The following is a 14,750-nucleotide window of genomic DNA, read 5'->3' on the forward strand; positions in this document are numbered from 1 at the left end:
CCCTCACCCCGCCCCTCTCCCCGCGCGCGGGGAGAGGGAGCGCGCCGGCGCCTCGGCCAGCGTAGGGCTCAGCGCGTCAGGTCGAACGAGATGTCGGTCTTGGCCGGGATCTCGCTGTCGCGGTCGAGCTTGTCGAACACCTTGTCGAGGATGGTCCGCAGGAGCTGCAGGCCGCCCTGGTAGCCCATCAGCGGGAAGCGGTGATGGTGGTGGCGATCGAAGATCGGGAAGGTCAGCCGGATCAGCGGCGCACCGGTATCACGCTCGAGATACTTGCCGTAGGAGCTGCCGATCACGAAGTCGACCGGCTCGGTCAGCATCAGCGAGCGCAGCGCCCACAGATCCTTGCCGGCCCACACCTTGGCGTCCTTGCCGAACGGCGAGGAGGCGAGCAGCGTGTTCATCTCCTCCTCCCACGCCTTGCCGCCGTTGGTGGCGAGGCAGTGGGTCGGCTCGCCGCCCATCTCCATGACGAAGCGCGCCATCGCGTAGACGAAGTCCGGATCGCCGAAGATCGCGTACTTCTTGCCGTGCAGATAGGCTTGGCTGTCGGCCATGGCGTCGACCAGGCGACCGCGCTCGAGCGTGAGGCTCTCCGGGATCTCGACCCCGGCCAGCTCGGCGATCTTCATCAAAAGCTCGTCGGTGCCGGCGACGCCGAGCGGATAGTGGAAGCTCGCCGTCTCCTGGCCCGTCTCGCCGATGTAGTCGAGCGTCTTGCGGGTGCAGTAGGCCTGCAGCGAGACGGTCGCCTTAGCGTTCAGGGCGTCGGCCGTGTCGGCCAGCGTGGTGCCGCCCGAATACATCCGGAAGTGGCCGTCGGAGGGCGTGTCGAACTGGTCGGAGGCGTCCGACAGGATCGTGTGGCTCACGCCCATCAGATCGAGGACGCGCTTGAGCTCACGGTTGTTGCCGACGCAGAAGCCGTCGAAGCCCGGGATGATGTTGACCTTGGTCCCGGGGCTACGCTCCTTGCCCTCCCAGAAGTGCTCCAGGACGCCCTTCATCATGTTGTCGTAGCCGTCGACATGGCTGCCGACGAAGGCGGGCGTGTGGGCGTGCGGGACGTGGAAGTCCTGCGGCACCGAGCCCTTGTTCTTGGCGTTGCCGATGAAGGACTTCAGGTCGTCGCCGATGACCTCGGCCATGCAGGTGGTCGAGACCGCGATCATCTTCGGGTCGTAGAGCGAGTAGGTGTTGGCGAGCCCGTCGATCATGTTGTTGAGGCCGCCGAACACCGCCGCGTCCTCGGTCATCGACGAGGAGACGGCCGAGGCGGGCTCCTTGAAGTGACGCGACAGATGCGAGCGATAGTAGGCGACGCAGCCCTGCGAGCCGTGCACGAACGACATCGTCTTCTCGAAGCCGGCGGCGGCGAACACGGCGCCGAGCGGCTGGCAGGCCTTGGCCGGGTTGATCACCAGCGAGTCGCGGGCGAGGTTCTTCTCGCGGTAATCCCAGGTCTTCGCGTACTCGCGCTGGGCGTCGATCGCCTCCTGCGCGGACGGGCACTCGAAGACCTCGCGCTTGCGCTTGAACAGCTCCTGATACTCGGGCTCGTGGAAGAGCTTGGCGTGATCGAGGACTTTTTCGGCCGACTGCGGCATGGGTAGCTCCTGTCTTCTCTGCGCGGCCGCGCCATACGGCGACACGCGGCATAGAGCGCGTTCGGCGAAAGTTCTTCCCCGTTCACGGCGTCCGAACGCGCTCGGACACGAGGGGACGACGATCCGCGAGACCGGCTCGGGCGGGGTGTCCCGCGACGGGCGGCCAAGGCCGCCGTCGCGGGCTCCCCTTCACGCGAGTGCCGGGAACCCGCGCGAACCGTCTATTCGGCGGCTTGCAGGACGGGCGCCTCGCCCTTCTTCTTCCAGGGGGCGTCGAACAGGCCCCACACCGGATTGTTGATGGCGAGGTCCATGTCGCGGGCGAAGATCGCGAAACCGTCGTAGCCGTGATACGGGCCCGAGTAGTCCCACGAGTGCATCTGCCGGAACGGGATGCCCATCTTCTGGACCGGGTACTTCTCCTTGATGCCGGAGCCGACCAGGTCCGGGCGGACCTTCTCGATGAACTTCTCGAGCTCGTAGCCGGTCACGTCGTCGTAGATCAGCGTGCCCTTGCGGACGTAGTGTCCGGTGCGCTGGTAGTCGTCGTTGTGGGCGAACTCGTAGCCGGTGCCGGCGATCTGCATGCCCAGGTCTTCGTAGGCCGTGATCACGTGGCGCGGACGCAGGCCGCCGACATAGAGCATGACGCTCTTGCCCTCGAGCCGCGGCCGGTACTTGGCGACGACGGCGTCGACGAGGGGCTGGTACTTGGCGATGACCGCCTCGGCCTTCTCCTCGATCTCCGGACCGAAGTGCTTGGCGATCTTGCGCAGCGAGTGGGCGATCTGGCTGGGGCCGAAGAAGTTGTACTCCATCCAGGCGATGCCGTACTTCTCCTCCATGTGCCGGCAGATGTAGTTCATCGACCGGTAGCAGTGGATGAGGTTGAGCTTCGCCTTGGGCGACCGCTCGATCTCGGCGAGCGTCGCGTCGCCGGACCAGTTGCCGACCACCCGCAGGCCCATCTCCTCGAGCAGCATGCGCGACGCCCAGGCGTCGCCGCCGATGTTGTAGTCGCCGATCACGTTCACGTCGTAGGGGCCGGCCTCGAAGGTGGTCTCCTTCTTGTCGAGCACCCAGTCGCGGATCGTGTCGTTGGCGATGTGGTGTCCGAGCGACTGCGAGACGCCGCGGAAGCCTTCGCAGCGGACCGGCACGATGGTCTTTCCGATCTCCTTGCCCTTCTTCTTCGACACCGCCTCGATGTCGTCGCCGATCAGGCCGATCGGGCACTCGGACTGGATCGAGATCCCGTGGTTGAGCGGGAACATCTGCTCGATCTCGTCGATCACCTTGGCGAGCTTCTTGTCGCCGCCGAACACGATGTCACGCTCCTGGAAGTCGGAGGTGATCTGCATCGTGACGAACGAGTCGATGCCGGTCGAGCCGATGTAGTAGTTGCGGCGCTGCGACCACGAGTACTGGCCGCAGCCGACCGGGCCGTGGCTGATGTGGACCATGTCCTTCACGGGGCCCCAGACCACGCCCTTGGAGCCGGCATAGGCGCAGCCCCGGATGGTCATCACGCCCGGGATGGACTTGATGTTCGACTTGACGTCGCACTCGGAGAGGAGCTGACCTTCCTCGCCTTCCGCTCCGGCGGCGCCCTCTTCGGCTCCCTTGGCGACGCTGAGGTGCTTCTTGCGCCGCTTGGCGAACTTGTCCGGATAGGCGGACAGGACTTCCTCGATGACCTTCTCGTTGAAGGCGCCATCGTTCTCGTAATCGAGGCTCATGGCTCGTTCCTCGTTCGGATGTCGAAGGCGGCGACCGGCGGTCGCCGCGCTGATGTCGGACGGGACCGGGTCAGACCGCGGCGGCCGCCTTGGCGGCTTCCTTGGCGGCGAGCTCGGCGAGCTGCTGCTCCTCGGTCTTCATGATGCCGAAGTCGAGCAGCATCTGCTCGAGCTCGTCCATCGACACCGGGGTCGGGATGGTGCCCTTGCCGCAGTTGGCGTGGATCTTCTCGGCCAGCGTCCGGTACTCCTTCGCCTGCTGCGAGTCGGGGGCGTACTGGATCACGGTCTGGCGGCGCAGCTCGGCGTGCTGGACGATGTTGTCGCGCGGCACGAAGTGGATGAGCTGGGTGTTGAGCTTCTTGGCGAGCGCCTCGGAGAGGTCGATCTCGCGGTCGGTCTGGCGCTCGTTGCAGATGAGCCCGCCGAGCCGCACGCCGCCCGAATGGGCGTACTTGAGGATGCCCTTGGAGATGTTGTTGGCGGCGTAGAGCGCCATCATCTCGCCGGACATGACGATGTAGATTTCCTGCGCCTTGTTCTCGCGGATCGGCATGGCGAAGCCGCCGCACACCACGTCGCCGAGCACGTCGTAGGAGACGTAGTCGACGTCGTCGTAGGCGCCGTTCTCCTCGAGGAAGTTGATCGAGGTGATGACGCCGCGGCCGGCGCAACCGACGCCCGGCTCCGGACCGCCGGACTCGACGCACTTGATGCCCTTGAAGCCGATCTTCAGGACGTCGTCGAGCTCCAGGTCCTCGACCGAGCCGGCCTCGGCGGCGAGGCTGAGCACGGTGTCCTGCAGCTTGGTGTTGAGGATGAGGCGGGTCGAGTCGGCCTTGGGATCGCAGCCGACGATCAGGATCTTCTGGCCCATCTCGACGAGGGCCGCGAGGGTGTTCTGCGAGGTGGTGGACTTGCCGATGCCACCCTTGCCGTAGAAGGCGATCTGCCGAAGAGAGCTCATACCGGTTCCTTTCGTCTCGCGCCTTGCGTCGCTGGTGACATCGGCGCCCGTTCCGCACCCTTGATCAGCAACGCCCGTGCCAACAGCGCAGCGGCGCCTTGCGACATCGCGGAAGTGCTTGTCTCCCAATGGTTTGTCGGACCGTGTCGGTGCCGCTGTCGGCTCCTGCAGGGCTGTTTGGAACCCGACAAAGGTGACAAGCCTGTCGGAGGTCGGCGGGGAGTCGACGGGAGCAGTCGGGCCGGAGGTGAGCTATCGCCGGCGCCGCTCACCCCCCTCCCTGTCCCTCCCCCACAAGGGCGGAGGGAACGACGACAATAAATGCCGCCGTCGACGCGTGATCAGAAGCGGTCGACCGAGCCGCTCGTGCATTCGCGTGAGATGAAATTCCGACAGTGCAACACCCCGTTCCCTCCCCCCTTGTGGGGGAGGGATAGGGAGGGGGGTGAGCCCCGGGCACGAGCGATGTGGGGAGAGGAGAAGGGCCGGAGACGTAGGGTGGGCAAAGCGAAGCGTTCCCACGCGGTCGCGCACCGGCGGCCGAGTGTGATCGACAGCGCCCGTCGGCGTGGGCACGGCGCGCCTCGGCGCACCTTTGCCCACCCTACGCTGCGTGTTGGCGCTCAGCCCAACGCGGCGGCGAGGTCGGCCGGGCCGGCGGCGATCGGGGCGACGCCGGCGGCGGCGAGGAAGCGCGCCTCGTTGCGGGTCAGGACCGCGGGGTCGACCAGGGCGACATGGCCGTCGCCGGACCGCTTGGAGATCTGGCGGGCGAAGATGCGCAGCGTCTGGTCGTGGAAGCGGGTACCGACGAACAAGAAGGCGCGGTCGACGCGGCGCTCCTGCACCGGCACGGGAATCGGGGTTTGAATGTCGATCTCGGTCAGAACCTCGACATAGTCGGAATCCGACACGAGGAAGTTTTCCGCCGGAACGACGCCGCCATGCGGCTTGTAGAGGATGGTGGTCCAGTCCACCGCGGTCTCCGGCGCGACCTCGCGGCCCTGCGCGTCGTAGGCCCGCCACCAGATGTCGCCGGTCGCGTGCGCTCGGGTGACGCCCTGGATCTCGCCCCAGTCCGAACGGCCGGACTCGACGAAGGCCCGCCGCATGGCGCCGTCGTACCAGGTGTCGACGACCATCGGCAGCGGCAGGGCGGCCAGCGCCCGCTGCAGGGGTGTCGGCACCACGGGCTTGCGGAAGATCTCCGCCATCAGGGCCGTCAGGGTCTTGCGGTGGCGGCGGCTCTCGATCGACTGCGCCGTCGCCCACAGATTGCCACGGATGCGGGCCGAGACGGCGGCCCGCGCGTTGAGCGCCAGCGCCAGCGCCTCGGGCGTGCGCGGCACGCCGTCGGTCTCGTCGGGCAAAAGGTCGGGGCCGAGATAGGGCACCACGCGGCCGGCCTTCAGGGCCGCGACCAGCCCGGGCAGGCGCTCGGGGCCGAGCGGCGGCAGCGCCGCAAGCGTGGCGGCGAGCGCCGTGTCGGCCGCCGTCGCGGCGGATGTCCCGGCCAGAACCTCGGGCGTGCTCATGCGTCCTCGCTGATCCGCTTCGCCTCGACCGTGATGGGCAGGCGCGTCTCGGCCGGCATCTCGGGCAGGACCAGCACCCAGCCGTTCTTCAGCTTCACCCAGCCGCCCCACATCGCGTCCTTCTCCAGCTCGACGATGGGCTGCTCAAGATCCTTCTTGGGGACGTAGGCGGAGAGGCCCTTCTCGGTCTTGCGGATCATGATCTTCACGGCGTGGGTTTCCCGGGCTCGGAGGTCGTTTTTCAAAAAATCTGCGATTGTCGGATATCGACCGTCTAGGAGGCGACGGTCTCGGACGTGCGAGTCGCGGCGGTGTCGGTCGCGGCCGTGATCACATCGGCCGCATCGGCCGCGACGGCCGGCCGGTCGAGGCTCACGAGCTCGCGGCCGCGCATGCCGACGATGACGCCGCGGTCGACGAACTCGACGGCATAGACATAGAACTGCTGCAGGAAGGTGCCGATATCGCGCACATAGCCGACATCGCCTTTGCGCACGAGAATGTCGCCGATCTCGCGGCGCGGATAGGTGCCGTCGTTCTTGATGTGCTTGGTCGACTGCACCTTCTCGCCCGGCATGAAGCGCGGAGCGGCGCGAATTTCGACCTCTTCCTCACGGCCGAGGCCCATCGTGCCCCTCCCTGGGTTCGATGACGGTGGAGATGACGGGGGACACGAGGGTGGGCGGGGGGAGGCCGGCGAGCCGGTCGCGCGCCCGCTGCCGCACCTCGGGATCGGGATCGTCGCGCAGCAGCGGCAGCGCCGCCGGCGCGCCGCGCTCGGCGACGATGAAGCGCACCCGCAGATCCTCGTCGTCGGCGAGCGCGACGAGCTGCGACGGCTCGAGCCGCTCGGCGACCGCGATGCGCACCAGCGGGTCGAGATCGTAGAGCATGGCCGGCAGCACGTCCGGCTTCACCCGCCGCGCCACCTCGCAGCGCACCTGCGGGTCGGGATCCTGCATGGCGCCCGGCAGCACGTCCGGCGGCACGTGGCGCACCGCGACGAGTCGCACGGCGTAATCGGGATCGCCCAGCATGGCGACGAGGGCCGCGCCCTCCAGGCGCTGCGCCATCACCATGCGGACCTTACGGTCGGGATCCTCGCGCAGCTTGATGACGCGGGTGAGCGGCAGACGCTGCGCCACCACGGCGCGGACGTCGGGCTCCGGATCGTCGATCAGCGCCGGCAGCAGGAACAGGCTCGCGCGCCGCGCCGCGAGGGCACGGATCTCGAAATAGGGATGATTCAGGTACTGCTCCGCCTCGCCGGGATTGCCGGCGAAGAATCGGTCGATCCGGCGGGCGCGGCGGTCGCGGACGCAGATGCGCCCGCGGTCGCAGCGGCCTTCGGCCCGGATCTCCTCGTGCGGGCAGTCGGCACAGGACACCGGATGACCGAGCCAGTCGGTCGGCTCCGGTGCGGCGGCCTGGCTGCCCGCGGCGACCATGGCGCGGCGCTCAGGCGGCGATGCAGGTGTTGGGGACCGGGCACACGGCCGCGCATTGCGGCGCGTCGAAATGCCCCTCGCATTCGGTGCACTTCGCCGGGTCGATCACGTAGATGTCGCGCTTCATCTTGATGGCGCTGTTCGGGCACTCGAACTCGCAGGCCCCGCACACGGTGCACTGCGACGCGACGATCTTCAGGGCCATGACAGTCTCTCCTTCTTCGCGACGGTGCGGTCAGGCGACCTGCGCCTGGACGGGCCGTCCATAACGATCGGCGTAGCAGGCCGAGATGGCGGTCTCGATGTACTCGAACGCGAAGGCGTCGGTCGCCGTGATGCCGGCGCTCTTCAGCTGCCCCTGCGGGCAGTCGCCGATTTTCGCGCACAGCACCGTGTCGACGCCCTCCAGCGTCTTCAGCACGCTGTCAAGCGTCGCGTCCTCGCCGAAGCCGCCTTCGCAGTAGGCGTCCTCGACCTTGCGATGGCCGATGAAGCGCACGCCCGACGCCGAGGCCTCGTAGACCTGGAACTCCTTGGCATGGCCGAAATGCTGGTTGACGCGGCCGCCACCCCTGGTCGCCACCGCGATCAGGATGCGGGCGGCGCTGTCGGTCTCGTCGAGCACCGCGGTCGCCTCCTGCTTGGCGGCGACGTGATCCTGGCGCTCGCGCGCCACGACCTCGCGATAGGTCGTCCGCACCGACGGGTCGTAGGCGACCTCCTCCGGGATCTGGTCGAGCGTGAACTCCTGGCCGCGGTCCTCGCCCAGGAGGCCCACCGCGTCGGCCCGGCACTGGCGGCAGTGACGCATCAGGTTGGCGCCGCCCGCGCAGGCCTCCTGCAGGGCCATCAGCTCGGCGTGCTTCGGCCCGCGCTGGCCGGTGAGGCCGAAATGGGTGCCGTGCGCCGGGTCGGAAATCAGCGGCATGATGTTGTGCAGGAAGGCGCCGCGCGCCTTCACGGCGGCGTTGACCTCCTTCAGGTGCTCGTCGTTGATGCCCGGGATCATCACCGAGTTGACCTTCACGAGGATGCCGCGCTCGGCCAGCATTTCGAGGCCGAGCATCTGCCGCTCGTGCAGGATCTGCGACGCGACGAGGCCGGTCCAGCGCTTGTGGTCGTAGAAGATCCACGGATAGATCTTCGTCCCGATCATCGGGTCGATCATGTTGATCGTGATCGTCACGTGGTCGATGTTCATATCGACCAGCTCGTCGACATGATCGGGCAGCGCCAGCCCGTTGGTCGAGATGCACAGCTTGATGTCGGGAATCTCTCGCGCGACCAGCTCGAACGTGGCCTTCGTCTTACGCCAGTCGTAGAGCGCGTCGCCCGGACCGGCGATGCCGAGCACCGAGAGCTGCGGCACCTCGTTGGCGACCGTCACGACCTTGCGGAAGGCCTGGTCGGGCGTCAGCTTCTCGGAGACGACGCCGGGGCGGCTCTCGTTGGCGCAGTCGTACTTGCGGTTACAGTAGTTGCACTGGATGTTGCAGGCCGGCGCCACCGCCACATGCATGCGGGCGAAGTAGTGGTGCGCCTCCTCCGAGTAGCACGGATGGTCCTTGATCCTGGCCCACAGATCGGCCGGCATGTCGCCCGGCCCGCCGCTCGACCCGCACGAGGAGGACTGACAGCCCGAGGCGCCGAGGGCCTGACGCATGGCGTCGGCCGAGGTCGTTCCGGAGAGGCTGTCGAGCGACACGAAGCTGGCCATCGGTGGTCCTCACGGGCGGTGACGCGAGATCGTGTTTCAAGACCTGTGCCACGCGGGGAACACTTGCGTTGTCAGTCATTTGCCGGTTTCGTCCGACACCCGGTCCTGTCGCGCGTCCGACAAGTCGACGCTCATCCGACGCGATCGTGTCGCATCCCCGACAGGGGGTGTCGGTGCCCGGAAGGCCGACCGAGAGGCTCACTTGGCTCGCCGTGAGGTGACCGCTGGCGTGCAAAAGCGCCGCGCCCGGTGGACCCGACATCTGATGACGATCGGCGCCAGGACACGAAGCTCGTGTCCCGGGCGCGGCGCAATGCGCCGCGACCCGGGACCCAGGGGCGATCAGGCGATGTGATTGCCGGACCGCCCCTGGGCCCCGGCTCTGCGGCGCGACAGGCCTGCGGCCGGTCGCGCCTTGTCCGGGGCACGCACCGGAGAATCAGGCCGGGTTCGCGTCAGACCGCGGGTCCGAGCCCCACCTGATCAGAACCGCTTCAGCTCGACGCCGTGCTTTTTAAGGGCGTAGCCGATCTGGCGCGGCGTGAGGCCGAGGATGCGGGCGGCCTTGGCCTGCACCCAGCCGGCCCGCTCCATCGCCTCGACGAGGCGTTCGCGCTCGGAGCCGCGGCCGCCGCGGAAGTCGTCGCCGTCATGCAGCGGCGCGGTCGCGTCGGGCTGCTGCGGCAGTTCGTCCGGCATCGGGCGCGAACCGCACCCGGCGGGTGGCGACACGGCCGACGGCATCGGTGCGGCCGACGGTATCGGCACGGCGGGCGGGACGAAGGCTTGCGGATTGCGCCCCCGCCACAGCATCGCCGAGACGCATTGGTCGTTGCGGCACGCGAAGTCGTCGGCGGCGAGCGTCGGGCCGGCGGCGAGGGTCGCGGCGCGGCGCACGCAGTTCTCCAGCTCGCGGACATTGCCGGGGAACAGGCAGCTCGACAGCACCTCGACGGCGCCGGCGCCGAGCTCCAAAGTGCGGCCGTTCTCGTGATTGAAGCGCGCCAGGAACTCGCGACTCAGCAGCGGAATGTCGCTCTTGCGGTCGCGCAGCGGCGGCAGGATCACGGGCACGACGTTGATGCGATAGTAGAGGTCGGCGCGGAACTCGCCCTTCGCCACCGCCTCCTCCAGATTGCGGTTGGTCGCGGTGACGAGCCGCACCGCCACCTTGATGGTCTTGGTGCCGCCGACCCGCTCGAACTCGCCCTCCTGCAGCACGCGCAGCAGCTTGGCCTGGAAGACCAGCGACATCTCGCCGATCTCGTCGAGGAACAGCGTGCCGCCATGGGCGAGCTCGAAGCGGCCCTTGCGGGCCTGGATGGCGCCCGTGAAGGCCCCCTTCTCGTGGCCGAACAGCTCCGACTCGAGCACCGACTCGGGCAGCGCCGCGCAGTTGACCTTGATGAACGGCCCGCTGGCGCAGGGCGACAGGTCGTGGATGGCGCGGGCGAACAGCTCCTTGCCGGTGCCGGACTCGCCGCGCAGCAGCACGGTCGAGCGCGAGCGCGCCACCAGGGCGACCTTGTCGAGCAGCGAGCGGATCGCCGGGCTCTCGCCGACGATGCCGGCGATGGCGGCGCTGCCGACGTTGCGCGGCTTGTACTCGTCGAGCTCCTTCTGCAGCCGGTGGCTTTCGGTCAGCAGGCGCTCGCGGTCGCGCAGCAGCACGCGATGCAGCTGCACGGTCTGGCCGATCAGGTTCGCCACCATGACCAGGAAGCGGACGTCGAAGTCGAGCCGCTGCGCCGACTGGGCGTCGAACACGCGGTCGATCGTCAGCGTGCCGACGACCTTCTGGCCGATGCGGATCGGGACGCCGACGAAGGAGACCACCTCGGTCGTGTCGCGCGTCAGCTTGTCGACGTCGTCCGGCTCGAACAGCGGATGCGACGCGATGTTCGGCACCACGAGCGGCATGCCGGTGACGATCACCTGGCCGACCGCCTTCTGCGGCAGGCTGGCGTGGAAGCGGTCGGCCGCCTCCTCGGTCCAGCCGGCACCGACCGCGATGGCCGGGATGCCGTCGTCGTCCTGCAGCGAGATGACGCCGTGGCGCATCTGCATGAACGAGGCGAGCAGATTCACGACGTTCGCCAGCATCGTCTCGAGCCGGCTCGCCGAGGTCAGGATCTTCGAGATTTCGTAGACGCCCGTCAGGGCGATCTCGCTGCGCGCGGCCGACGGCGTCGTTGCTACCGCCGCTCGGATCGGGCGCTCGGGATCAGCATGAAGCATGCGCTGCGCTCCATCGTCCTCGGTGCTCCATCCCACTGCAGTGTTTTTCAATCATAAGTATGCGTGGGAATCGCAATGCTGTCGCGCCTATATTTGGTGCCGCGACACGCTCGAAAAGCCCATTCGGTGCGCATCATCCGCCGCGCCGGCCGTGTGACCAATCTTTGGCACAGCCGACGTTGTTCTCGATCAGAGCACGACTTTTCGCGGACGGAAGCAATAAAACAGACGTTGTCATCAAATTCGCCGCAACAAGAAGAAGGGCCGTCGCTCCGGTTCAGAGAGTCTGACCACCGTTGATGTGAATCTCCTCGCCCGTCACGTAGCTGGCCGCGTCCGAGCAGAGGAACTGCAGAACCGACGCCACCTCCATGGGCGAGCCGACCCGCCGCATCGGGATCAGCGGCGCGAGCCGCTCCTCGGTCTCGGGCGACAGGATGTCGGTCTTGATCTCGCCGGGCGCGATCGCGTTGACGCGAATTCCATGGGGCGCGAAATCGTGCGCCATCTCACGGGTCAGGCAGGCGAGCGCCGCCTTCGACGTCGCATAGGCCGTCCCGGCGAAGGGATGCACCCGCGAGCCGACGATCGACGTGACATTGACGACCGTGCCGCGCCCGGCCTTCAGCTCGTCGAACAGCCCGCGCGCCAGGAGCACGGGCGCCAGGAAGTTGACGTTGAACACCTCGGTCCAGGTGGCGACCGGCGTGGTGAGCGACGACAGTCGAGCGCCGTCGGGCGCCTTCGGCGAGATGCCGGCATTGTTGATCAGCGCATGCAGGGGCCGGCCGGCGAGCCGGGCCTTGATGTCGACGATCGCGAGATTGAGCGCGCGCAGATCGTTGAGGTCGACCTGGACGTGATCGTCCGGCCCCTCTTCCCACGGGCAGCGCGCGCGGTCGAAGGGCTGGCGCGAGCAGGTGATGATCCGCCAGCCGCTCTCGGCGAACAGCCGCACGGTGGCGTGGCCGATGCCGCGCGAGGCGCCGGTCAGCACCATCACCTTGGGGCCGCCGTCGGCGGCCGGCCCGGGCTGCGGCGCGGGGATGGCGCCCGGCATCCCGGGGGCACCCATCGCACCGCTGTGGAACGGGCAGCGCGCTTCGGCCGGCGGGGCTCCCGCCTCCGAGGCCGGGGCAGCGACCGCCGGGGCGCCCGGCCTCTCGTCCACGGTCGTGCTGTCGGTCATCGAGGCCCCCAACGCCAGTCCCGCAGGCGACCGAGCCAACCCTCGGGCGTCCCGAAGTCGACCGTCGCCGCATCGGCACGCCGCGGAACGAACGTTGCAGCGCACCCCGCCGCGACCATAGCAGGAAGCAGGCCAGCCCCGCCCTCCGGGGGATCGCGGATTACGCGCATGAATTATGGGCACATTCCCGTGATCGCCGGAAGCGCCACCTGAAGCCCTGTCGACTTCACGACACCCATTCGGGCGCGGCGCCGGAGACCATCGCTGTCGCAAACGCGACAATCGCGATGCCCCGCGCGATGCCGCTGCATCAGGCGCCGTCGCTCACCGGGAATTGCACGTGCCGCACCTTACTTCCAATACGGGCATTCGTCATAGTCGCAACCATTGCGCGAGCGCGAGCCATCGTCCGGCTCGTGGCGTCAGGGAGGCCGCATGGCGAAGTCCGACACCGACCCGCGGACCGGAGCGACACCGGCCGCAGCTGCTCCGCCGCGCCCGACCGCCGGGCGTTTCGCCTTCCTGCGCCAGCTCGTCGCCGACGGCATCCCGTATGTGTTCGGCAATCCCGGCAGCTCGGAGGAGAACCTGCTCGACGCGCTGCGGGCCGAGGAGTTCGCCGGGCTGAAGTACATCCTCGCCCTGCACGAGGGGCCCGCCGTGGCGATCGCCGACGCCTATGCGCGCGCCGCTCCGGCGGTCCAGCGCGCCGGCGATCCGCGACCGTGGCGACGGCCGGCGCTGGTGCAGCTCCACTCCTATGCGGGCCTCGCGAACGGGCTTGGCATGATGTACTACGCGCGCCGCGGCTATACGCCCCTGGTGGTGTTCGCCGGCGAGGCGGGGCTGCGCTACGAGGCGCTCGACGGCCAGATGGCGGCCGATTTGCCGACCATCGCAAAGCCGTTCGTGAAGTCGGACCACGCCGGCCCCTGCGCCTCGCGGGTGGTCGATCCGGGCTCGCTGCTGCGCCTCACCCGCCGCGCCATCAAGACGGCGGCGACGCCGCCCTGCGGGCCGGTGTTTCTCACCCTGCCCATGGACGTGCTCGACCAGCCCTGCCCCGAGGCCGTGGAGCCGACCCGGCTGGTCGAGACCCGCGTCGTTCCCGAGGACGCGACCATCGTGGCGGCGGCCGCGCTCCTGCGCACCGGCGCCTCCCCGCTGATCCTGACGGGGGACGGGGTCGCCGCCTCCGAGGCGCAGCCGGAGCTCAGCGCGGTCGCCGAGCTGCTCGGCGCCGTGGTGTGGGGCGGTAACGCCTCCGAGGTGAACATGCCGGCCTCGCACCCGCTGCTCGGCGGGTTCCTGGGCCACATGTTCGGCGCCGCCAGCCGGCCCGTCACGGCGGCCGCCGACGTGGTGCTGATCGTCGGCACCACGGTGCTGCCGGAGGTCTTCCCGCTGACCAGCGGCGTGTTCGCGGACGGCGCGCGGCTCGTGCAGATCGATCTCGGCGTCTCCGAGATCGCCAAGAACGAGGGCGTCGAGATCGGGATGCTGGCGGACCCGAAAGTCGCGCTCGGCCGGCTCGCCGCGGCGCTGCGCGAGACCATGACGGAGACCGAGCGCGCCGCCGCGACGGCGCGGCGCGAACGGCACGCCGCCACGAAGGCCGAGGCGCTGAAGGCGGCGCTCGCCGCCGACGCGGCCCTGCCCGACACGGTGCCGCTGCGGGCGCCAAAATTCTTCGCGGCGCTCGCCGCCCGGCTGAAGGCGCTCTCCGAGCCCGCTTTGATCTTCGACGAGGCGCTCACCCATGCCCCCGAGCTGTTGCGCCATCTGCCGCCCGACATCCCCGGCACCTGGTTCCAGACCCGCTGCGGCATGCTCGGCACCGGCCTGCCCGGCGCCGTCGGGCTGAAGCTCGCGCATCCCGGCCGGCTCGTCTTCGGCTTCGCCGGCGACGGCGGCGGCATCTCGACCGTGCAGGCGCTGGCGACCGCGGCGCGCTACCGCATCGGCGCCAAGTTCGTGCTTCTGAACAATCGCAAGTACCGCATCCTCGAATACAATCTGCTGGATTATCGCCGCGGCCTCGGCCTACCCGAAACCGATCCCTTCCCGGACAGCTTCGACCTCGCCGCCCAGAACCTGCGCTTCGATTTTCTCGCGCACGGGCTCGGCGTCGCGGCCGTGCGGGTCGAGCGCCCCGACCAGATCGCCCCGGCTCTCGACCGCGCACTGGCCGACGACGGCCCGTTCCTGATCGAGCTGATGGTGGACGGGAGATTGTGAGCTCTCCTCCACGTGTCCCCGCGAAAGCGGGGACCCAGGGCGACACGGCAGGACTGCTGATGGTGGCCCCTG

Annotated in this window: 12 protein-coding genes; 1 reads left to right on the top strand and 11 read right to left on the bottom strand. The window is 68.7% G+C overall.

Translation table 11 applies throughout. The annotated features are described in order from the left end of the window. Window positions 1-68: 68 nt before the first annotated feature. The 11 genes from nifK to ABTU92_RS07620 all read right to left on the bottom strand — a co-directional run bounded on the left by nifK (window position 69) and on the right by ABTU92_RS07620 (window position 12,311). Window positions 69-1,607: a nitrogenase molybdenum-iron protein subunit beta gene (gene nifK / locus ABTU92_RS07570; protein ID WP_408089220.1), complete on the bottom strand. Its 1,539-nt coding sequence runs from the start codon at window positions 1,605-1,607 to the stop codon at window positions 69-71. A 221-nt stretch (window positions 1,608-1,828) separates the two neighbouring features. Then, complete coding sequence (gene nifD, locus ABTU92_RS07575) at window positions 1,829-3,346, bottom strand: nitrogenase molybdenum-iron protein alpha chain (protein ID WP_408089222.1); 1,518 nt, start codon at window positions 3,344-3,346, stop codon at window positions 1,829-1,831. 70 nt (window positions 3,347-3,416) lie between these two features. Further along, window positions 3,417-4,313 carry a nitrogenase iron protein gene (nifH, locus tag ABTU92_RS07580; protein WP_111359696.1) on the bottom strand — a complete coding sequence of 299 codons (897 nt, stop codon included), beginning with the start codon at window positions 4,311-4,313 and terminating at the stop codon, window positions 3,417-3,419. Between the two features lie 623 nt (window positions 4,314-4,936). Then, window positions 4,937-5,848 (bottom strand): SIR2 family NAD-dependent protein deacylase, encoded by a 912-nt coding sequence (locus ABTU92_RS07585; RefSeq protein WP_408089224.1) that lies wholly within the window; start codon window positions 5,846-5,848, stop codon window positions 4,937-4,939. Further along, window positions 5,845-6,057, bottom strand: coding sequence for a putative nitrogen fixation protein NifT (nifT, locus tag ABTU92_RS07590; protein ID WP_111358172.1), 213 nt, complete (start codon window positions 6,055-6,057; stop codon window positions 5,845-5,847). The genes ABTU92_RS07585 and nifT overlap by 4 nt, the downstream gene beginning before the upstream one ends. A gap of 65 nt (window positions 6,058-6,122) precedes the next feature. Next, on the bottom strand, window positions 6,123-6,476 hold the full coding sequence (locus ABTU92_RS07595) for a nitrogen fixation protein NifZ (protein WP_408089226.1): 354 nt from the start codon (window positions 6,474-6,476) through the stop codon (window positions 6,123-6,125). Further along, window positions 6,460-7,296: a 4Fe4S-binding leucine-rich repeat protein gene (locus ABTU92_RS07600; RefSeq protein ID WP_408089228.1), complete on the bottom strand. Its 837-nt coding sequence runs from the start codon at window positions 7,294-7,296 to the stop codon at window positions 6,460-6,462. Before ABTU92_RS07600 ends, ABTU92_RS07595 begins: the two co-directional genes overlap by 17 nt. 10 nt (window positions 7,297-7,306) lie before the next feature. Beyond that, on the bottom strand, window positions 7,307-7,501 hold the full coding sequence (locus ABTU92_RS07605; protein ID WP_111358169.1) for a 4Fe-4S dicluster domain-containing protein: 195 nt from the start codon (window positions 7,499-7,501) through the stop codon (window positions 7,307-7,309). Between the two features lie 30 nt (window positions 7,502-7,531). Then, complete coding sequence (gene nifB / locus ABTU92_RS07610) at window positions 7,532-9,013, bottom strand: nitrogenase cofactor biosynthesis protein NifB (RefSeq protein ID WP_408089230.1); 1,482 nt, start codon at window positions 9,011-9,013, stop codon at window positions 7,532-7,534. Between the two features lie 483 nt (window positions 9,014-9,496). After that, window positions 9,497-11,251, bottom strand: coding sequence for a nif-specific transcriptional activator NifA (nifA, locus tag ABTU92_RS07615; RefSeq protein ID WP_408089232.1), 1,755 nt, complete (start codon window positions 11,249-11,251; stop codon window positions 9,497-9,499). 277 nt (window positions 11,252-11,528) lie between these two features. Continuing rightward, window positions 11,529-12,311, bottom strand: a complete 783-nt coding sequence (locus tag ABTU92_RS07620; protein WP_408089282.1) for an SDR family NAD(P)-dependent oxidoreductase — start codon at window positions 12,309-12,311, stop codon at window positions 11,529-11,531. Window positions 12,312-12,875: 564 nt separating this feature from the next. Between ABTU92_RS07620 and ABTU92_RS07625 the strand changes: the two genes are divergently transcribed. Beyond that, entirely contained in the window at window positions 12,876-14,678 is a 1,803-nt protein-coding gene (locus tag ABTU92_RS07625) for a thiamine pyrophosphate-binding protein (protein ID WP_408089234.1), read from the top strand. Window positions 14,679-14,750 lie beyond the last annotated feature (72 nt).

Source organism: Rhodoplanes sp. SY1, from assembly GCF_046000175.1.
Classification (GTDB): domain Bacteria; phylum Pseudomonadota; class Alphaproteobacteria; order Rhizobiales; family Xanthobacteraceae; genus Rhodoplanes.

What these genes read in the sequence shown, in the direction of transcription:
- ABTU92_RS07625 (WP_408089234.1), top strand. Translation starts at nt 12,876, where the DNA reads ATGGCGAAGTCCGACACCGACCCGCGGACCGGAGCGACACCGGCCGCA.
- nifA (WP_408089232.1), bottom strand. Translation starts at nt 11,251, where the DNA reads ATGCTTCATGCTGATCCCGAGCGCCCGATCCGAGCGGCGGTAGCAACG.
- nifK (WP_408089220.1), bottom strand. Translation starts at nt 1,607, where the DNA reads ATGCCGCAGTCGGCCGAAAAAGTCCTCGATCACGCCAAGCTCTTCCAC.
- ABTU92_RS07600 (WP_408089228.1), bottom strand. Translation starts at nt 7,296, where the DNA reads ATGGTCGCCGCGGGCAGCCAGGCCGCCGCACCGGAGCCGACCGACTGG.
- ABTU92_RS07605 (WP_111358169.1), bottom strand. Translation starts at nt 7,501, where the DNA reads ATGGCCCTGAAGATCGTCGCGTCGCAGTGCACCGTGTGCGGGGCCTGC.
- ABTU92_RS07585 (WP_408089224.1), bottom strand. Translation starts at nt 5,848, where the DNA reads ATGAGCACGCCCGAGGTTCTGGCCGGGACATCCGCCGCGACGGCGGCC.
- ABTU92_RS07620 (WP_408089282.1), bottom strand. Translation starts at nt 12,311, where the DNA reads ATGCCGGGCGCCATCCCCGCGCCGCAGCCCGGGCCGGCCGCCGACGGC.
- nifD (WP_408089222.1), bottom strand. Translation starts at nt 3,346, where the DNA reads ATGAGCCTCGATTACGAGAACGATGGCGCCTTCAACGAGAAGGTCATC.
- nifB (WP_408089230.1), bottom strand. Translation starts at nt 9,013, where the DNA reads ATGGCCAGCTTCGTGTCGCTCGACAGCCTCTCCGGAACGACCTCGGCC.
- nifH (WP_111359696.1), bottom strand. Translation starts at nt 4,313, where the DNA reads ATGAGCTCTCTTCGGCAGATCGCCTTCTACGGCAAGGGTGGCATCGGC.
- ABTU92_RS07595 (WP_408089226.1), bottom strand. Translation starts at nt 6,476, where the DNA reads ATGGGCCTCGGCCGTGAGGAAGAGGTCGAAATTCGCGCCGCTCCGCGC.